Source organism: Trichocoleus sp. FACHB-262 (assembly GCF_014696035.1).
Classification (GTDB): domain Bacteria; phylum Cyanobacteriota; class Cyanobacteriia; order FACHB-46; family FACHB-46; genus Trichocoleus.
In genome coordinates this window covers 20,228-40,261 of record NZ_JACJPK010000094.1, presented here as the reverse complement: position 1 = coordinate 40,261, position 20,034 = coordinate 20,228, and the positions used below count along the sequence as shown (strand labels likewise).

General features: G+C 50.8%; 16 protein-coding genes. 9 read left to right on the top strand and 7 right to left on the bottom strand.

All coding sequences use genetic code 11. The annotated features are described in order from the left end of the window. Nucleotides 1-55: 55 nt before the first annotated feature. From H6F68_RS22100 to H6F68_RS22090, 3 genes are all read left to right on the top strand, one after another. Entirely contained in the window at nucleotides 56-295 is a 240-nt protein-coding gene (locus H6F68_RS22100) for a hypothetical protein (RefSeq protein WP_190433192.1), read from the top strand. A 30-nt stretch (nucleotides 296-325) separates the two neighbouring features. Then, nucleotides 326-853 (top strand): GNAT family N-acetyltransferase, encoded by a 528-nt coding sequence (locus H6F68_RS22095; RefSeq protein WP_313930212.1) that lies wholly within the window; start codon nucleotides 326-328, stop codon nucleotides 851-853. A gap of 341 nt (nucleotides 854-1,194) precedes the next feature. Then, entirely contained in the window at nucleotides 1,195-1,953 is a 759-nt protein-coding gene (locus H6F68_RS22090; protein ID WP_190562332.1) for a HEAT repeat domain-containing protein, read from the top strand. 96 nt (nucleotides 1,954-2,049) lie between these two features. Here H6F68_RS22090 and H6F68_RS22085 read toward each other — a convergent pair whose 3' ends face one another. Both H6F68_RS22085 and H6F68_RS22080 read right to left on the bottom strand, forming a co-directional pair. Then, on the bottom strand, nucleotides 2,050-3,279 hold the full coding sequence (locus H6F68_RS22085) for an NAD(P)/FAD-dependent oxidoreductase (protein WP_190562330.1): 1,230 nt from the start codon (nucleotides 3,277-3,279) through the stop codon (nucleotides 2,050-2,052). Nucleotides 3,280-3,353: 74 nt separating this feature from the next. Further along, nucleotides 3,354-4,775 (bottom strand): serine/threonine-protein kinase, encoded by a 1,422-nt coding sequence (locus H6F68_RS22080; RefSeq protein WP_190562328.1) that lies wholly within the window; start codon nucleotides 4,773-4,775, stop codon nucleotides 3,354-3,356. Nucleotides 4,776-5,194: 419 nt separating this feature from the next. Here H6F68_RS22080 and H6F68_RS22075 point away from each other — a divergent pair, with 419 nt between their 5' ends. After that, the gene (locus H6F68_RS22075; protein WP_190433200.1) at nucleotides 5,195-5,788 is read left to right on the top strand and encodes a PEP-CTERM sorting domain-containing protein; all 594 of its coding nucleotides are present in this window, start codon (nucleotides 5,195-5,197) and stop codon (nucleotides 5,786-5,788) included. Nucleotides 5,789-5,915: 127 nt separating this feature from the next. Here the strand turns inward: H6F68_RS22075 and rd are convergent, their stop codons facing one another. Then, complete coding sequence (gene rd, locus H6F68_RS22070; protein ID WP_190562326.1) at nucleotides 5,916-6,080, bottom strand: rubredoxin; 165 nt, start codon at nucleotides 6,078-6,080, stop codon at nucleotides 5,916-5,918. A 342-nt stretch (nucleotides 6,081-6,422) separates the two neighbouring features. Here rd and H6F68_RS22065 point away from each other — a divergent pair, with 342 nt between their 5' ends. From H6F68_RS22065 to nth, 3 genes are all read left to right on the top strand, one after another. After that, complete coding sequence (locus H6F68_RS22065) at nucleotides 6,423-7,418, top strand: alpha/beta fold hydrolase (protein WP_242065613.1); 996 nt, start codon at nucleotides 6,423-6,425, stop codon at nucleotides 7,416-7,418. 80 nt (nucleotides 7,419-7,498) lie between these two features. Further along, nucleotides 7,499-7,750 carry a hypothetical protein gene (locus H6F68_RS22060; RefSeq protein ID WP_190562324.1) on the top strand — a complete coding sequence of 84 codons (252 nt, stop codon included), beginning with the start codon at nucleotides 7,499-7,501 and terminating at the stop codon, nucleotides 7,748-7,750. 38 nt (nucleotides 7,751-7,788) lie between these two features. Then, nucleotides 7,789-8,457, top strand: a complete 669-nt coding sequence (nth, locus tag H6F68_RS22055) for an endonuclease III (protein WP_190562322.1) — start codon at nucleotides 7,789-7,791, stop codon at nucleotides 8,455-8,457. A 91-nt stretch (nucleotides 8,458-8,548) separates the two neighbouring features. Here nth and psaB read toward each other — a convergent pair whose 3' ends face one another. Further along, on the bottom strand, nucleotides 8,549-10,765 hold the full coding sequence (psaB, locus tag H6F68_RS22050; RefSeq protein ID WP_190434993.1) for a photosystem I core protein PsaB: 2,217 nt from the start codon (nucleotides 10,763-10,765) through the stop codon (nucleotides 8,549-8,551). A gap of 24 nt (nucleotides 10,766-10,789) precedes the next feature. After that, nucleotides 10,790-13,045: a photosystem I core protein PsaA gene (gene psaA, locus H6F68_RS22045; protein WP_190434996.1), complete on the bottom strand. Its 2,256-nt coding sequence runs from the start codon at nucleotides 13,043-13,045 to the stop codon at nucleotides 10,790-10,792. Nucleotides 13,046-13,716: 671 nt separating this feature from the next. Between psaA and H6F68_RS22040 the strand changes: the two genes are divergently transcribed. Then, on the top strand, nucleotides 13,717-16,047 hold the full coding sequence (locus tag H6F68_RS22040; protein ID WP_190562320.1) for a hypothetical protein: 2,331 nt from the start codon (nucleotides 13,717-13,719) through the stop codon (nucleotides 16,045-16,047). A gap of 32 nt (nucleotides 16,048-16,079) precedes the next feature. Then, a complete protein-coding gene (locus H6F68_RS22035; protein ID WP_190562318.1) occupies nucleotides 16,080-17,609 on the top strand; it encodes a thioredoxin-like domain-containing protein in 1,530 nt (509 codons plus the stop codon). A 7-nt stretch (nucleotides 17,610-17,616) separates the two neighbouring features. Here H6F68_RS22035 and H6F68_RS22030 read toward each other — a convergent pair whose 3' ends face one another. Next, nucleotides 17,617-18,402: a circadian clock KaiB family protein gene (locus H6F68_RS22030; RefSeq protein WP_190562316.1), complete on the bottom strand. Its 786-nt coding sequence runs from the start codon at nucleotides 18,400-18,402 to the stop codon at nucleotides 17,617-17,619. Between the two features lie 197 nt (nucleotides 18,403-18,599). Next, complete coding sequence (locus H6F68_RS22025; protein WP_190435007.1) at nucleotides 18,600-19,940, bottom strand: type IV pilus twitching motility protein PilT; 1,341 nt, start codon at nucleotides 19,938-19,940, stop codon at nucleotides 18,600-18,602. Nucleotides 19,941-20,034 lie beyond the last annotated feature (94 nt).

The following is a 20,034-nucleotide window of genomic DNA, read 5'->3' as shown; positions in this document are numbered from 1 at the left end:
ACAAATCTTAGATTTTTTCTCAGATAAATTTTCTTACCTACGATTCCCTGTCACTATGGCTTTCTTTCGTCAGTACATTGCCCCTCTGATTGTGGTCTTGGTCTTTCTGGTCGCTCTGGTTGCAGTCAGCGCTCGTATCTTTTTGCCAACGGATATGGCAGCACCTGCTCCAATTGAAGAAGTAGGTTTGCAAACTATTCCGGCTCGCCCAGACCAAGTAGCTGATTTGCCACCAGCGCTGTCAGCCCTGATTAAAGGATTACCAGATGATCCAGCTTTGTCCGAGCAACTGTAAGCCCTGGTTTTGTAGGGTGATTAAGTAGCGGTGTCCTCACCGAAGCTATTGTTGCCAGGTTATTGGCTGCGTTCTGGCTCTGGCTTGGAGCGAGCGTTGCTGGTCAAGTTTATGCAGCGAACTTACCAGGAACTATACCCAGATCAAGATTTTTCTCACTTAGCGCAGACTGTGGAGCGCTACCTGACTCATGACAGTCCTGTCTGGTGGGTGGAGCTAGAGGAGCCAAGCCCTGCTACTTCTACGACTCTGTTGGCTCGTGCGGCTCTGTCACCTGTGGCCTGTCTATGGCTGGGTAACTCGGTTGACCAAGTGACAGGCGATCGCCATGCTTGTATCTTTTTGCTGTATGTCTTGCCAGAACATCGGCGGCGAGGAATTGCTACGGCTCTAATTCAACATGCGATCGCTTGGTCCCAGGCAAGGGGCGATCGCCAACTGGGGCTGCAAGTATTTCAAGCCAACCAACCTGCGCTGAACCTATACCAGAAGCTAGGGTTTCAAACGCAGGCTTTATGGATGGTTAAGCCGTTGGAATCACCGTCAACCGAAGGATAAGTATCGGTAACCGTGACTTTGGCAGAAAATTGGGTATAAGCGATACTGGCGCGATCGCCCTAGGCTTTGTTTCTGCGAGTTTGCCAAGGCGATCGCCAATATCCTCGGGAATGTTGTGGCTTGTTACCACTACGGTTGGCTTAGATACTGCATCCTGACCAATATTGTTATATTTTTGCGAAGAAGCTGTAGCTTACTCCTTCCGGCACTACTACCTCGCAAGTTAAGTTGGGATAGAGTCAAAACTGCGAAATCATCCCCCAATTTTGCAGTTCCACTACCGCAAAAACTCTACCTGTTGACCTGCTCCTGCACCCCGCTAAGTGCTGTAAAGTGACAGTATGTATGATGATGACGACCTAACAGTACTCGATCTTGAGGCTGAACTGGAGAGCCCCCTCGACCGCATGGGGCCAATTGATGCTGAGTCTGAGACACCGAAGCCAAATCCAGAGGCAATGCTGGCGCTCTTAGATGCACCGGAGACCAACCAGCGGATGCTGGCAGCTAGAGCTTTTTGTGAGTTGCAGGATGATCGTGCGATTCCGCAGTTGATTAGCCTGTTACAGGATGCTTGCCCGTTGGTGCGAGTCAGTGCAGCCTACGGTTTGGGGCGAAATCCAAGTCATGATGCGGTGGAGCCGTTGATTGACCAACTGAATCGCGATTGGAATGGCTACGTGCGTAAAGGTGTGGTTTGGGCCTTGGGCAACTGCCGCGATCGCCGCTCTCTCTTGCCGCTGATTGATGCACTCAAGACTGATATTTCCGCCGTACGACTTTGGGCTGCGAGCGCCTTATCTCAAATGTCGGATGTGAACTACGAATCTGTGATTGCTGCAATTCCACCCCTGATCGAAGGCTTAAGACGTGATCCGGTAGCGGCAGTCCGAAGCAACTGTGCTTGGTCGGTGGGGCAACTGTGCCGTGAACTACCTTCCAACGTTGTGTATGCGACGGCGATCGATGCTTTGATCGAAGCTTTTGCCGAGGACGAAGAACTGGGTGTCCAAGAAGATGCTAAAACCGCTTTGCTAAAAGTGGGTGATCCGCGTGGCTTGCAGGTGATTGAAGAAATCGAGCGCGATCGCTTGATATAAGGGTTAGCTGCAACGGTTGGCGACTTTGGCGATCTCACAAGACAATTTCACAACGCTGCTGGTAGCGATCGCCCTCCGGTAGAACTAGAATGCTCATCAACCGATCGCCTGACCTGCCAACCAAGCAGTTGTCCAAGCACTTTGAAAGTTGAAGCCGCCTGTAACCCCATCAATATCCAGAATCTCCCCGGCTAGGTAAAGCCCTGGACAGCAGCGGCTTTCCATCGTTTTGAAATCCACTTCTTTTAAGCTGGCTCCGCCACAAGTGACAAACTCCTCCTTAAAAGCACCTTTACCTTTCACGATATAGGAACCTTGAGTCAGTTCTTGCAGCAGTTGGTTTAGGGCTTTGTTAGAGAGCTCTGCCCAACGAGTTGTTTCTGTAATGCCAGCACTAGCAATCAACCGTTCCCACAGACGGCGAGGTAAGAGAACTGGGCAATTGGGGGCGATTGCTTTTCTGGGTAACTGAGACTTCACCGCAAGCAATTGCTCACGTAAAGCTTCTAGCTTATATTGTGGCAACCAGTTGATTTGCAAAGTGCCTTGATAACGGCTGTCATGCAATGCCCTAGCTCCCCAAGCAGACAATTTCAGCACCGCTGGCCCGCTTAAACCCCAGTGTGTAATCAGGAGCGGCCCGCTTTGCTCGAACTGCTCACCATTGGCGGTTCGCAAACGCACTCGGACTGAGGAGGCAGAAACACCTGCTAAGTCGTGCAGACGCGGATCGGAAACATTAAAGGTAAATAAAGAGGGTACCGGGGGCGCTACTTGGTGGCCCAACTGTTTAGCGAGTTGATACCCTTGGGGACTGCTGCCTGTGGTGAGCAAGAGGCGATCGCAACTGAGGGTCTGCCCAGACTTTAACGCCACCTCAAAGCCAGGATCTAAGCGAGTAATTCCCGCCACCGGAACTCCAGTGCGAATCTCCACTCCCGCCGCCTTAGCCGCATGAATGAAGCAATCCACAATGGTTTCCGAATCATCAGTGGTGGGAAACATTCGCCCATCGGGTTCGGTTTTCAGTTCCACACCATGCTGATCTAGCCAAGCAATCATGTCTCGTGGCTGGAAACGGGTGAAAGCTCCCCGTAAAGCTTTGCCACCCCTGGGGTAGTACTGCGTTAAAACGGCTGGGTCAAAACAGGCATGGGTCACGTTGCAGCGCCCGCCCCCTGAAATTCTAACTTTGGGCAAAAGTTGACGGCCTGCTTCTATCAGCATGACTTGCGCGTGGGGGTGCGCCTCAGCACAGGCGATCGCGCCAAAAAAACCTGCTGCCCCGCCCCCAATTACTAAAACTTTTAACGGTCGTGAAGACAAAGGAATTCTAACCCTGATTGCAAATCCTTGATTCTAGGCTAACGCTTCGGTTTCACAAAAAGCTGAAGCCAGCGCTAATCTCTCTTTTTGCCGTCTCCCTTCTCCTGCTCTTTAGCTCGCTCCTTTTCTTGTTTTTCTGCTTCTCGTGCTGCTTCTGCGGCTCGTTCTTCTGCCTCCTGCTGTTGCTCTGCGGCTTTTTCGTCTGGTGGTTCAGGAGGAACACTTTCAGATTCTGGAGGTAGAGATGGACTCGTTGATGGAGGGGCAGGTTCTAAGTCGCCTTCTGGTTCAGGAGAAGTTGGAGCGGGCGGTTCAGGCTCGTCGGGGGGTGATGGCTCAGGAGCCTCTGGTAGCACCGGGGGTGTAGGGGCAGAGATTGCTTCTGGAGCGGGAGTTGCAGCTTCTTGAGTTGAAGTTGGGCTGGAAGGCGGAGCGACAGGACTCGGTTGGGCTACGGAAGGGTTTGAAGTGGAGGGTTGTCTGGCAACTAAGGCTCCTACCGTTGCAGCTACGATCGCTGCCAGTCCACCAATCAGCACGTACCGCCAGAGTTGGGAGCGAGGAGATGCAGCAACGACTGTAGGAACTGACCGAGGAGCTGGCCGAGAAACTGGCCGATGTTGCGGAATTACGGCCACCGTTGCCGCTTGGGTGGTAGTGGAGGGAGTTGGCTGACTGGCAAATTGAGAGTCAGGTAGTAACTGGAGCCACTCATCAACACTGGCTGGGCGTAATTGAGGTTCGACCGCCATGCCCCTGACGACCGCTTGGTTGACCCTAGCGCTAAGGTCCGATCGCCACTCTCTGGGTTCTCGTAGGGGTTGGCGATCGCGAAGAATCGAGGGGGCAGGGACTTGGGCTGTCAGCAGCATGTAGAGAGTAGCTGCTAAGCCATAAACATCAGTGGCAGGAGTACGCTTCTCCTGGGGCAGATATTGCTCAATGGGAGCGTAACCAGGTGACACGAAGCTGGTATGAGTCTGCACAGCTCCCGGCGAAAACTCCCGCGCAATGCCAAAGTCGATCAAAATCACTTGATCGGTTCCTTGGCGCAAAATCAAGTTCTGAGGCTTCACATCTCGATGGAGTAGGCCATTCTGATGCACAACTTTTAGTGCTAGCCCAATCTGACGAATATAGTGAATCGCTGTTGCCTCTGCCAGCGGCATATTCGGCAGAACGACAGCATCCAAGGTAGCTCCGGGAATATACTCCATCACAATGAAGGGCAGACCGTTTTCTGTGAAGAAGTCCATGACCCGAACAATATTGGGATGGATACACAACGCTAGCCTTTTCGCCTCATCCTGAAACTGCTGTTGGGATTGAGCAAAGTTGGGATCTCGGCGGAGAGACGCATCAAGCGTTTTGATCACCACAGGTTGCGCCAGCGAGTGCAGGATGGCTTTATAGGTGACGCCAAATCCACCGCGCCCCAGCTCTTGCTCAACTGTATACTTGCCGTTTTGGAGGTGACTACCGACTAGAGTGCTCATACCGCGTTTAGAACCACAAACCTGCGACCTCAATCAGCCTAACCTGCGATCGCTGACCCTAAACACTAGCCCATAATTACTGAATGTTCTTCGACTAACCTAGTGAAATTGCAGCGGTAAACTCCAGCGAAGCCGACTAGCTGAAATCAAGCTGCCGTAATCCCACTCATCTGACCATTTGAGGTTGTCTTTACTACGTCAGCACACTAGCACTCCTAATTGTTGAACTCCACTTCTGCTACGTAGAAATACAGCTCGGACTTCCTATTTTCAAGGGCTGTTAAAGATTTTTTTGTCCGAAAGCTCTTCATCCTTGTGCTTGCTAGCTTAGTAAAGCCGTCATCTTTCTGTAAATACTTATACAACTGAGACGGCCCAATCACTAGCGTCTATCATCCTTGGAATACCAGAGAATAACCATGCGATTCACTTCTTTCACGAAGCTTCCTCTACTGGCAGTTAGCCTACTGGCACTTTCGGCGATTCCTGCCCAAGCCGCAAATTGCTCCGCTGGGACAGTCACTGCCTTTGGCCTTGGTACTTCCACCTCTTGTATCGGCTCATTCGATGGTAATGATGCTCAAGGAGATGGCTCAGGAGCACTCTTTGGTAAGTTATCAACCGGAGTTTTTGCAGGAATTACGGATTGGGCCTTTGTCGGCAAATCAGATGCGGGGGCCTTTGATGTTACCTCTGGCAACTCTGGCACTTGGAGCGTTGATACCGCTTTAACAGGTCCGTTTGTGCTCAGCTTGAAAGCTTCCAATTCCTGGAGCGCTTATTTCTTCGATGGCTCCAGCGATCCTTTTTCCGTGCTGAGTGGCAAGTGGTCCACAGCTGGAGTGTCTACAAATCGCAAAGGTATCGCTCAAGACCTATCGCACGCCACAATTTATCGAGCTGTGGTCAAGACCCCAGAAGAACCCACCAGTGTCCCTGAGCCTTCCGCAACTGCAGCGCTTGGATTGGTTGCGATTGGTACCTTCGCATGGCTTAAGCACAAGCAGAGTTAGAACGCCGGGTTGAGCCAGTTCCCAAGACATCAAGTCCACTAATATTTGATGTGATCGAGTTCTAGCGATCGCTGGCTTTTCCTCATTAATTTGCCACAGTGCCCTGAATGCCCTAATTCGTTGAGGTTTAAGATTCCTGTGGCTCAAAATCGGCTTTAGTAGCCCCACATAGCGGGCAAATCCAATCCTCTGGTAAATCTGTAAAGGCGGTACCGGGAGCAATTCCTGAGTCTGGATCACCTACGGCTGGATCATAAACGTAGTTACAAACTGTACAGACGTAGCGCTGCATCTTCACTCCTGCCAATCACTGTGCTGCCATCGTACAAGCTCATCGCATTTTCTTTTATAAAGAAGCGGCAAAATTCTAGAGTGATACAATCCCTGCATCCAGCTAGCAATCCGGAAAACTCATGGCTATGAGACGCAGCAGAATTGCCGCCACTGGCTTTTTGAGGGATTTTCAAGAATTTGCGTTGAAAGGGATTTTCTAAGTTTTGCGATCGCTAAAACTTTGCGACAAGACTTTGCCAAAACAGCTATGAATCCTAGGCAGTTTTGAGATTGCTAGGATTTAAGGACAAGAGCTGAGGATGACTGGGCTAGTAATGGATGGCCTAGTTAATCCAGACTCATGTTTTGGCAAAGTTATCCAGGCAAAGAGGCAGAAATGGTACAGGATTGGTGGCAGGCAACCTTTCCACAGGGCCGACAGCAAATCCAGATTTTAGATGCGAGTGGTTATTCAGTAGCGATCGCCTATGGAGAAAAAGGCAGCGGCCCACCCCTAATTTTGGTGCATGGCGCTGCTAGCTGGAGCTATGCTTGGCGAGATTTAATTGATCCACTATCGCAGCACTTTCGGGTCATTTGTTTTGATGCCAAAGGTTATGGTTTTTCTGAGCAGATTCGCCACTCTGAAGTTCCAGGACATCAACTTGTGGAGTTGGCGCGAATTATTCAAGCGTTGTGTCCCGAACCTGCGATTGTCGTGGGCCAGTCATTAGGAGCCCTAACTGCAATCGCTTTAGCGGAAACCTATCCAGAACTAGTTGCTCAGTTAGTGGTGATCAATGTCCCCATCTTTCCAAAGCGCTTGCCGACTTGGGGTATGCAGTGGATGGCCGACATTCCGCTGCCGTTGGTGCAATGGGTAGATGAATTACAGCTAGCGCGCCCAGTCACGCCACTAGTGCATTTACTAGTAAAAATTGCTCGCCTCGAAGTAATGGTAGACCCCACCTCTACATCTCCAGAGGAAATTTATTGGTTGACCTACCCTTACACTGAGATTCCAGGGGCCATGACGCAATTTGCCGTAGATATGCGCCAATCTGCCCGCGAAATTCAGGCACTGCTGGCAGGACAGCCGAACCAAATTACACCGATTCAAGATAATCTAGGCGCGATCGCTTGTCCAACTTTGATTCTTTGGGGCAAAGATGATCGCTGGTTTCCCCTGAGCAACGGGGAGGAACTGCATGCTCGCCTGCCTCATGCTCAGTTTCAAGTCATTATCAATTGTGGACACGATGCAGCTGTATGCTGCCCAGATGCTATTAGTGACGCAATTCTTCACTTTTTGAGCGATTCTCACCTACCACAACCTACAAGTTCCTCACCAGCTTAATGCTTGTGATAGAAGCCCTTAACGCGATCGCTCAGCCATAATTCTCTCTACAAACCGTGAAACTGAGGGCGAGAGCGTTTATGCCAAGAGAAGTTACTGATGCTGAGGGAATTACCTGGAGCTGTATTCAAGCTTATGCGGGTCTTTCCCAAACCGCCGAGAATCAGGAAGCCGCGAAAGTCAACGAAGACAAAGACACCTATCGAGTAGTCTGTACTCCGAGTGGTGGAGCACAATCGGTACGGCTAGAGTTACAAGGCGATTGGGAAAGCTCTTACTCTGATGATCAACTGCTGCAAGAGATTTCAAAACAGCGGCAAGCAGAGAGTTAAGCGATCGCGGTTTATGGGAGTGCCAGAGGTAACGCTTAGTGGCTGAGAAGCAACCGTTTGAGATTGAGGTGGCGATCGCCCAGATTCGGCAAGCTGTAGAACCTTTACCTAAAGCTGCATTGTTTGAACTCGCTGAGGAAGGCTATAACTCTGTCTTCGAGCTTTTGTTGGCTTGCATGATCTCGATTCGCACTCGCGACGAAACCACCTTACCCGTATCACGTCGCCTCTTTCAGCAAGCTCGAACTCCCGCAGAAGTTAGCCAACTCACGATCGCCGAAATTGACCAACTGATTAGCGACTCCACTTTTCACGAAGGCAAAGCCCCTCAGATTCACGCGATCGCCCAACAAGCGGTAGCAGAACATAACGGAGTTCTACCCTGCGACCTCAACACCCTACTTTCCTTCAACGGCATTGGCCCTAAATGCGCTCATCTTGTCTTAGGGATTGCTTGCAATCAGCCTTACATCAGCGTGGATATTCACGTCCATCGCGTCACCAACCGCTGGGGCTATGTCCACACCCGAACTCCAGAAAAAACATTGGCAGCACTAGAGAAGCAGCTACCACCCGAATACTGGATCGAAATTAATCGATTGCTGGTGCCCTTTGGCAAACATATTTGTGCAGGCGATCGCCCCCGTTGTTCTACTTGCCCAGTTCTGGAAATGTGTCAGCAGGTTGGGGTAGAAGCTCATCGTTAACTTCAAAACTGGCTCATAACAAAACTCCCCCACCTTGCAGCAGGGGAGTTCCTATTAACCTATACAGCTAACGCGAGTCAATCAGTGAAGATTAACCAAACTTGCTGGCAGTAGAGGCGATGAGGAAAGCGGCGTAGGTGAGGACGTAGCCAACCGTGAAGTGGACTAGACCAGTCAACCAGCCTTGAACAATAGACAGAGCAACAGGCTTGTCCTTCCAGCGAACCAGGTTAGCTAGAGGAGTACGCTCGTGCGCCCAAACCAAGGTTTCGATCAATTCTTGCCAGTAACCTCTCCAGGAGATCAAGAACATGAAACCAGTTGCCCAAACCAGGTGTCCAAAGAGGAACATCCAGCCCCAGACCGCCAGGTTGTTCATGCCATAGGGGTTGTACCCGTTGATCAGCTGAGCAGAGTTCAGCCAGAGGTAATCGCGTAGCCAGCCCATGAGATAAGTAGAAGACTCATTAAACTGAGCTACGTTGCCTTGCCATACAGCCAGATGCTTCCAGTGCCAGTAGAAGGTGACCCAACCCAGGGTGTTCAGCATCCAGAAGACAGCAAGGTAGAACGACTGTTCCCAAGCAGAGGTTTGGCAAGTGCCGCCTCGTCCCGGACCGTCGCAAGGGAAGGTGAAACCGAAGTCCTTTTTATCGGGCATCAGTTTGGTACCGCGAGCATCCAACGCACCCTTGACGCAAATCAAGGTCGTAACGTGCAGACCCAGAGCGATCGCATGGTGAACTAGGAAGTCGCCAGGACCGATGGTCAAGAAGAGGGAGTTGGTGCCGCTGTTGATGGCATCGAGCCAACCAGGTAGGTAAGTAGCGCCAGCATTGGAAGCAACACTATCCGCATTTGATAGCAGGGTGTTGAAGCCATAGAGAGCCTTACCGTGGGAAGCCTGAATGAACTGAGCGAATACAGGCTCAATCAGGATTTGCTTTTCAGGAGTACCGAAAGCAACTACAACGTCGTTGTGGACGTATAGACCTAGGGTGTGGAAACCCAGGAAGAGAGATACCCAGCTCAGGTGAGAGATGATCGCTTCTTTGTGACGGAGGACGCGATCGAGCACGTTGCCTTTGTTCTGATCTGGATCGTAGTCACGAACCCAGAAGATAGCGCCGTGAGCGAACGCACCAATCATTAAGAAGCCTGCAATGTACTGGTGATGGGTGTACAGAGCTGCCTGAGTGGTAAAGTCCTTCGCCATAAAGGCGTAAGGAGGCATCGCATACATGTGCTGCGCGACCAAAGAAAGCACAGTTCCTAGCGCTGCTAAGTGAATGCCTAATTGGAAGTGCAGAGAGTTGTTGTAGGTGTCGTACAAGCCTTGGTGAGGCAAGTTACCTTGACCTTCGGTCTTAGCGCCAAAGAAGTTCTTGGCGTTCAACATGTCTTTGATGTTGTGACCAATCCCGAAGTTAGTGCGGTACTGGTGTCCCGCAATGATGAAGATCACTGCGATCGCCAGGTGGTGGTGAGCCATGTCAGTCAGCCACAAGGACTGAGTCTGAGGATGGAAGCCACCCAAGAAGGTCAGGATTGCATTACCCGAACCCTCAGCAGTACCAAACAGATGTTGAGCACTGTCTGGGTTCTCTGCATAAACACCCCAGTTACCTGTGAAGAAGGGACGTAGACCTTCTGGGTGAGGTAGAGTCGTCAGGAAGTTATCCCAACCCACGTGCTGTCCGCGAGATTCGGGGATAGCAACGTGAACCAAGTGACCAGTCCAAGCCAAAGAGCTAACACCGAACAAACCAGCGAGGTGGTGGTTCAGGCGAGATTCAGCATTCTTGAACCAAGAGAGGCTAGGACGGAACTTGGGCTGGAGGTGCAACCAACCTGCGAACAAGAAGACCGCAGAGAGGATGAGCAAGAATACGGAACCTTGGTAGAGGTCACCGTTGGTGCGCATCCCGATGGTGTACCACCAGTGATAAACACCAGAGTAAGCCACGTTAACCGGGCCAGAAGCGCCACCTTGAGTGAACGCATCAATCGCAGGTTGACCAAAGTGGGGGTCCCAAATCGCGTGAGCAATGGGACGGACATTCAGTGGATCTTTGATCCAGGTTTCGAAGTTACCTTGCCAGGCGACGTGGAACAGGAGGCTAGAAGTCCACAGGAAGATGATTGCCAAGTGACCGAAGTGGGAAGCGAAAATCTTTTGGTAAAGATTTTCTTCCGTCATGCCGTCATGGCTTTCAAAGTCGTGAGCCGTTGCGATCCCGTACCAAATCCGACGTGTAGTCGGGTCTTGAGCGAGGTCCTGGCTAAATTTAGGGAATTTAGTTGCCATAGTTTTAGGGAGTCCTCCTCGCCCTTATCCTATCGAAATTGATCGAGCTAGGAAGAATGCCCAGGTTGTGACAATTCCTCCCAGGAGGAAGTGAGCCACCCCTACAGCACGACCTTGAATGATGCTCAAAGCACGAGGCTGGATAGAAGGAGCCACTTTCAGTTTGTTGTGAGCCCAGACAATAGACTCAATCAGTTCTTGCCAGTAGCCGCGACCGCTGAACAGGAACATGAGACTGAATGCCCAAACGAAGTGAGCACCGAGGAACAGCAAGCCATAAGCAGACAACGCTGTACCGTAGGACTGAATGACCTGAGAAGCCTGTGCCCACAGGAAGTCACGCAACCAACCGTTGATCGTGATTGCACTTTGAGCAAAGTTGCCACCCGTGACGTGAGACACGGTGCCATCAGGATTTACAGTACCCCACACATCCGATTGCATCTTCCAGCTGAAGTGGAAAATTGCGATCGAGATGGAGTTGTACATCCAGAACAAACCTAGGAAGACGTGGTCCCAACCAGAAATTTGGCAGGTACCGCCACGACCAGGACCGTCGCAAGGGAAACGGAAACCCAGGTTGGCTTTGTCAGGAACTAGGCGAGAGCCGCGAGCGAATAGTACGCCCTTCAGCAGGATCAAGACCGTGACGTGAATCGTGAACGCATGGATGTGGTGAACCATGAAGTCCGCCGTACCCAATGCGATTGGCATCATTGCGACCTTGCCGCCGACAGCAACCGCACCACCACCAAACGCATAGCTAGCAGGAGCCAGCGCGTTAGGAGCAGTACCACCTGGAGCTAAGGTGTGAACATTTTGAATCCACTGGGCAAAGATAGGCTGCAATTGAATTGCAGAATCCGAGAACAAATCTTGGGGACGACCCAAAGCCCGCATCGTGTCGTTGTGCACGTACAGACCGAAGCTGTGGAGGCCCAAGAAAATGCACACCCAGTTGAGGTGAGAAATGATGGCATCCCGATGACGCAGGACGCGATCTAAGAGGTTGTTTTGGTTTACGACTGGGTCGTAGTCACGCACCATGAAGATCGCAGCGTGAGCAGCTCCACCAACGATGAAGAAGCCACCAATCCACATGTGATGAGTGAAGATGGAAAGCTGTGTCGCGTAGTCCGTCGCCAAGTATGGGTACGGAGGCATTGCGTACATGTGCTGAGCCACGATGATGCTCAAGGAACCAACCATTGCCAGGTTGATTGACAGTTGAGCGTGCCAAGAAGTGGTCAGGTTTTCATAAAGACCTTTATGGCCTTCGCCTGTAAAGGGACCTTTATGATTTTCCAGAATGGTTTTGATGCTGTGGCCAATACCCCAGTTGGTGCGGTACTGGTGACCAGCAATCAGGAATAGAACTGCGATCGCCAAATGGTGATGTGCAGTGTCAGTTAGCCATAAACCACCTGTCACTGGATTCAGACCACCTTTAAAGGTCAGGAAGTCTGCATACTCACCCCAGTTCAAGGTGAAGAAAGGAGTTAGACCTTTAGCAAAGCTGGGGAAAATCTCTGCCATTAAGTTGGAGTTCAGGATGAACTCGTGGGGCAGAGGAATCTGATCAGCTGGAACACCTGCATCTAGCAAGGCGTTGATAGGCAGTGCTACGTGGATTTGGTGACCAGCCCAAGATAGCGAGCCCAAACCGAATAGACCAGCCAAGTGGTGGTTGAGCATAGACTCAACGTTTTGGAACCACTCCAGCTTCGGAGCCCGTTTGTGGTAGTGGAACCAGCCAGCAAACAGCATCAGAGCAGCTGCTACCAGACCACCGATAGCGGTGACATATAGCTGGTAGGTATTAGTAAAGCCAGCAGCGCGCCAGATATAGAAGAAACCAGAGGTAATCTGAATACCTTGGAAACCGCCGCCTACGTCTGCATTCAAAATTTCTTGGCCAAAAATCGGCCAAACCACTTGAGCGCTAGGTTTAACGCCTAGAGGGTTAGCCAGCCAAGCTTCATAGTTTGAAAAGCGAGCGCCATGAAAATACATCCCGCTGAGCCAGATGAACACTACAGCCAGGTGGCCAAAGTGAGCACTGAAGATTTTACGGGATACGTCTTCTAAGTCACTAGTATGACTATCAAAATCGTGAGCGAGGGCATGAAGATTCCAAATCCAAGTAGTGGTTTTGGGTCCTCGAGCGAGGGTCCGGTCAAAGTGCCCTGGTTGCGCCCACTTCTGGAAAGAAGTAGGAACTGGGTCTTTGTCAACGACCACCCTTGCTTTAGCCTCTCGCTCCTGTGGACTAACTGCCATTGAGACTCTCCTCTCTTTAGACAAGGAACGAGGAATCTCCCACCCTCAGAGGTGCTGTGAATTCACCTAGAGCCCTTTTCTGAACCGTTACAGAAGCTGCATCCAAGTTTATGAGACCTGAACTAAGCTTTGTAACCCCATCTGAATTTGGGATTCAGAAAAGAATGCAATCGCTATCATTATCGTCCCGCGAGAGGTTGAAGTATGATGCGGAGTGCCTGAGGGGAGCTTCAAGGTGAATTATAGGCTTGCCTTAGGTTGGGTTTACGTAGCAGTTAACAATAATTCAAGTTGTCTAAACCATTAGTGGGTCTGAGCTTGACGTTTTGTGATGCTGAGCAAAATGTCAAGGAGATTTGCATAAGTTCACATAGCGCTAAGAAGTGTAAAAAAACGATCGCTAGTAAAGCCCACTTTTAAGTCAGGTTACTCCTACTACACGCTGCGACACGCTCTAGCGAAATTGGCTGAAAAGCAGGCGAACTAGCTTTTTCCAAGTGACAAGACCTGGGAATATAGGTTTTAGCTTTAGAGTAATATCGTGCTGTAACTCCGCAATGACTCATACTCAACTGAGGTGCAATCGGGGAGTGAAAGCCTTTTTCGTTATAGTTCCTTAGGAACGACTTGCGTAAAGATTTTTGATGTCGGTCGCTTAGGAGTAATGCTGCGTGTTTGCGATGAATTGGCGGTGTGCTGCTAAAGGTTTCGTTTCATTCCTAGTAGCAGTCAGTTTGGTGATGGGCCTAGTAAGCTGTGGCGATCGCTCCGAAGCGCGACTTCCTAGTCCCGCCGGATCTCTTCAACTTGTAGGAAAAGCAGGCAAAATCTCAGAAGTTTCTCCGCCGGAAGTCGTTCAAACACTGCGGCAAAGCTTAGAAAAATATCAGCCTCAAGTTTCAATTCAGAGCCCGCGCCCCAATGAAGTCCTGCAAGACAATACAGTCGCGGTGCGTTTCCAAGTTACAGATTTACCCATCTTCAAAGATGTCCAGCTAGGCTTAGGGCCTCATCTGCATGTGATTTTGGATAATGAGCCCTATGAGGCTGTATATGATGTCAGCCAGCCGCTGGTCCTTAAGGAGGTAGCACCTGGAACACATACCCTGCGTGTCTTTGCCTCACGGCCCTGGCATGAAAGCTTTAAGAATGAGGGTGCTTACGCTCAAACCACTTTTCATGTCTTTACTAAGACCCAAGAAAATACGCCAGATTTAGAACAACCGCTGCTAACTTATAGCCGCCCCAAGGGAGAGTATGGCGCTGAGCCAATCATGCTCGACTTCTACCTCACCAATGCTCCTTTGCATTTAGTAGCGCAGGAAGAAGACGATGACGACATCTCCGATTGGCGTATTCGCTGCACGATCAATGGCGAGAGCTTTATCTTCGAGCGCTGGCAACCGCTTTACCTCAAAGGTTTTCAGCCCGGTAAAAACTGGGTACAGCTAGAGTTGCTGGATGAGAAGAGTAAGCCGATTGGGAATGCCTTTAACAATACGGTGCGACTAATTACTTACGAACTCAACGGCCAAGATACTCTGTCTAAGCTGGTCCGAGGCGAAATTTCCGCAGAACAAGCGCGGGGCATTGTCAATCCAAACTATAAGTTGCAAATTCCCATGCCTGAACCTGAGGCGATCGCGCCAGTACCCAGCAGCCCTGCCGTAGAAGAGCAGCCTGTAGAAGAGCAACCTGTAGAAGAGTTGCCAGAAGAACAACCAGACGGGCAATTCTCTCCCCCACCTTTTACAGAAACTCTGCCTGAGCCAAAGGCCAACCAATCTCCTGCTCCACCTCAAATTCAGCAACCAGAGGCTCCCAAGCCAGGTGGCTACTTCAATCGCTTCCGGAGTCCGGCTGCTCCGATTTACACCACCCCGAAGCCAAACTTCGTCCCTAGAAGTAAGCCAGAGGTCATTGAGACTCCTGAGCCTGAGACTCTCCCAAAAACTCAGCCAGAACCGGCGATCGCGCCTTCTTCAGAGCCACTGGAATCTATTCCTCCTTCTATACCTGAAGAAGAAACAGAATCACCGGCAGTAACCCCAGAGCCGCTAGAGACTGCAAAGCCCAAATCGGGTGGTTTCTTCAACCGCTTCCGTCGGTCAGCGCCTAGCCCTGTGATTCCAGCTCCTACTGATGCGCCCACTTTGCCAGACTTACTGGAAGCTCCAACTCCAGAAACTTCTAGTGACATAGAGCCAACCCCTGCTGCGACTCGTACTGCATCGCCTGAAGCTGCTGAGGAGCCCGCTAAGGTTGAAACACCTGCAACTTCCAAGCCAACTGGGTTCTTTAATCTCCGTCCGCCTGCTCCCAGCCTCGCGCCAGAGATCATCGCACCAGAGGTCACAGAAACTCCAGTCGTAGAGCCAGCAGTCCCAACTGACACGGCTGAATCTGCTCCAGTTGAGACGGAAATTCCAGCAATAGAGGCAGAGTCGCAAGCTCAACCGACTGAATCTAAACCCGGTGGCTTCTTTAGTCGTTTTCGAAATCTAGTGCCTGCTCCTGCCACAGCTCCAAGCCCACAGGCAATCGAGGCTCCAGAAGTAACTCCCGGCGTAGAAGCTGCGGAACCCGCGATCGCTCCTAGCCTAGAGCCGTCTGTAGCAGAGCCTGAAGTCCCAGAGGCAACGCTGGAGTCTAAGTATGGAGACATTTTTGAGCGGCTGCACCAAGCAACTCCTGCTCCTGTGATGCCTGCGCCAATTGTGACTCCTGCCTTGCCAGAGGTGGTGGTACCAAAGCCCAAACCTACGCTACCGCAGCAGACAGCTCCAACGATCCGTAAACGTTCGCAACCCGCACCGATTGCCCCTGCCGTGCCTAAGGAAGTGCCTATTATTCAAGCACCAGAGCCATCTGATCGCGTACAGCAACTGCGCGAGAAGTTTGCGGCTCCCAGCTTACCCGCAACCACCGACTCACCTGATAGCAATCCAGAAGCTGAGGCTGGCAGTTCGGTTGACAACGTAGAATCTCTCGAAACTCCTTAAAAATTTTGGGGCTTGATTGCTAGGAGATACTCATGCCTCGCGTTAGAGCCCCAGAACTTCCACAAGACCGACCTTGGTTGAACACAGCTCATCCTTTGACGCTGCGATCGCTTCGGGGTCGGTTTGTTTTATTAGACTTTTGGACCTACGGCTGCATCAACTGTCTTCATGTTCTGCCAACTATGAAATACCTGGAGCAGAAGTACAAAGACAGCCTCACAGTGATTGGAGTTCACTCCGCTAAATTTACCAACGAGCAAGAGCTAAACAGCATTCGTCAGGCAATCCTGCGCTACGACGTTGAACACCCGGTGTTGGTAGACAGTGAGTTTGAAGTTTGGCAGCAGTACGCGGTTCGGGCTTGGCCCACTTTAGTCATCATTGACCCTGCTGGATATGTACGGCATTCTTTGACCGGAGAAGTCAGCCGCGATCGCCTAGAAGCTTTACTAAACGAGCTATTACAAAACTCTCAAACTCAAGAAACTTTGCGCTTAAAAGAACTGAGCTTCACCCTTGAAAAGGAACAGCAACCCCTGACTAGCTCTCTTGCTTTTCCAGGCAAAGTTTTAGTTGGGCAGTTGGGGGCAGAAGTTTGGTTATTTGTGGCTGACTCAGGCCACCATCGGCTAGTTATAGCGACGCTCACAGGTGAAGTGCGACACGTGATCGGCACTGGGGAGCCTGGTTTAGTAGATGGCACTTTTGCGGAAGCAAAATTTTTTGCGCCTCAAGGGATGAGTCTTGACTCAGATCAGTTGATTCTCTATGTAGCTGATGCCGAAAATCATGCGCTGCGTCGTGTTGACTTGAGGCAACAACGGGTAGATACGATCGCTGGCACCGGAATCCAAAACCGTTTAATTCGACCTCAGCAAGGATTGGCTTTAGAAACGCCGTTAAATTCTCCCTGGGATGTCGAAAAAGTAGGCGATCGCCTCTTCGTTGCGATGGCAGGACCACATCAAATTTGGGTTCTGCACTTATTAACCGGATTTATCGAAACTTATGCAGGTAGTGGTGCAGAAGCAGGGGTGGATGGAGAGCCCATGCAGGCAGCTTTTGCTCAGCCCAGCGGTATCACTACAGATGGGCAGGAACTCTATGTAGCTGATAGTGAAATTAGCGCCATTCGAGGCATAGGCTTAGGCTCAAACTATCAAGTTAGGACCATCTGTGGCAGTGGAGAGTTGTTTAACTTCGGTGACGTAGATGGCATAGGGGAAGCGGTGCGCCTTCAGCATTGTTTAGGCATTACCTATGCTCAAGGAAGCTTGTGGGTTGCAGACACCTACAATCACAAAATTAAGCGAATTGACCTGAGCACTCAACATTGTCAAACTTTGGTGGGCAATGGACAAGCTGGGCATCAAGATCGGCAAAGTACTGATAGCTCTTTTGCCGAACCTTCTGGTCTCAGTATTTGGGGCGATCGCCTGTATGTAGCGGATACTAACAACCATGCCATTCGCTGCGTTGCTCTAGATACCTTAACTGTCTCCACTTTGACCTTTCCTGGCTTGTGCAGCCCAACTCTTTGTTGGCCAGACTTCACCCTCTAGTTCTTAGCTAGCTATCTGGTGTGCCAAGGACCTGTAGAATTCGGTTCACATTATCTAGCTCTCCCACAATGCGCCGCACTGGATGAGGCCACACCCGCACCAGCGTCGGTGTAGCAGAAACTTGGTCTGTCTCTGCTTGCTCGGGGTGCTTCAGAATATCAATGACCTTGAGTGTATAGGGGTGATGCAGCGAATTCTCTAAAAGTTCATGCAAGGTTTGTAGAGTTCGCTCAGTTGCCGCACTATGCCCAGATACAAACAATCGGAGCACATATCCCTGGGTGGTGCGCTTAGATGCCACAAGCGTCTCATCTAGCTCATGGAGCGATCGCGACGGTGCCGTAGGAGCACTTTCCCAACGAGAAAAGTTTTGGTCGAAACGGACAATTAATTCATGCGATTCCCACAGTTGGGGAAATTGGCGGCGATAAGCGGCCAAAACCATGGGGTCACATAAGCCATCAGCGATCGCCACAGGTTGCCAGGCTAAATGTTTGGTTTCAAATAAAGCATTGAGCAAGGCTTGATGACGTAAAACCGGGGGATAGGCCTCTGCAAACACGCGCACCTGCTTAGTTTGCGGATCAAGCCAGCGATCGATCGTGGCAGTGTAGCAAGGAACGAGAAAGTGAGGCGGTTCCGGTAAGCCCAAAATTTCTTGCAAAGCCACACATAAATGCAAATGCCAACGCTTTTGCTTGTTTGGATCGATGCAATAAATTAGATCCCCTTTGGGCGTAAATAGGGCAATGCCTTTGAATAGTTGTGGCGGTGAAGAGCGAGCTTGATTCAAGAGATATTTACAGCTAGGAGATCATGTATGGAAATTGTAAGGATTTAATCTAGCACTGCGCTGAACTAACCTATGGAAAAAAGCAACTACTTTCTAGGTGAAAGCAGTTGCTTGAAGTGGATGACTAATGTAACAGAAACTCACGGGTAGGGTTAGAGAAAATACTTTTACCCTAAAGCTGAGTGAGATAACTCTCGCTAGATACGGCCTCTCAGGGTCATAGCCATTTCATTCGCCTTAGGCGACGCTTCTAGTGCGGTTTCCTCGGTAATTCGACCCGCTTCATACAGCTTGTATAGCGACTGGTTCATCGTGCACATACCGTCAAAGGTACATTTCGGAATGATCGCCTCGACTTCATCCACTTCGCCCCGCTTAATGTAGTCACGGATGGCGTCAGTGTTGATCATGATTTCGTGAATCGCGGCTCGCTTACCGTCGGTCGTCCGCACGAGACCCTGCGCAATGACACCAATGAGAGATTCTGCCACCTGAATCCGCATGGGGCCTTGCTCCTCTGGGTTATAGAGGTTCAGAATCCGTTCAATCGTTTTCACAGCGCTGTTAGTGTGCAAGGTACCAAACACTAAGTGACCTGTTTGCGCTGCCTTGAGGGCCGTGTTCACGGTTTCACGATCGCGCATCTCCCCGATCAGGATGATGTCTGGATCTTCCCGCAAAGAGGCTTTTAGGGCGTTATCAAACTTGAGGGTGTTAATCCCGACTTCCCGTTGCTTAATCAGCGATCGCCGACTTTTGTGGACGAATTCAATCGGGTCCTCAATGGAGATGATGTTTTTCGGCATCTCCTTATTGATGTAGTCGATCATCGCCGCCATCGTGGTGGACTTACCGGAACCTGTTGGCCCTGTCACCAAGATCAAGCCTTTGTGGTAATGGCACAAATCGCGGAAGACCGGAGGTAGGCTGAGTTCCTCCATCGTCAAGATCTTCACCGGAATCAATCGCAGCACCATTGCAGGGCCGTGTAGGGAATCAAAAATATTGATCCGGATGCGGGCAAAGTCGTACTGAGAGGCACCGTCAAAATCTAGCGTGTCTTGAAAACGCCGAATTTCCTCATCAGACAAAATCTCTCGTAACCAACTCATAAAGGTGGCTTCATCTGTGACGGGGTAGTTCGTCGTGTCAATTTCTCCCCGGTTCCGGAAGCGCGGAGTTTCACCAACTCCCAAGTGGACGTCGGAAAAGCCTTTATCGTAAGCTTCCCGGACCAACTGCTCTAGGGTGGGTGCGCCAGTATTGGTTTTGCGAGCCGCATTCGGGGAACTCGGTGGCGCACCAGGACGGTGCCCAGCAGGAGACCCAGGAGGTGCTGGAGGAGGAGCCATCGGGGGCGGCGCAGGGTTTTGAGCTGCGGTAGCCGTTGGCATAGGCATCGTCTGGGGAGACATTTGCTGAGTAGCCCCTGTAGGTACAGTAGTGGCAGCAGACCGCATGGGGGGTGGAGGCGGTGGAGGTACGCGGGGACCAGGAGCAGGGGGCGGCGAGATGGGTGGGCGCTGTGATTCTGTCATATACTACTTCTCTACAAGAACGTTGAGATGCAAACAACCCGTAGAAGTCTGTCAAGCCGATGCAGATTTGACTGGGAAAAGCTTCAAGCTCCCG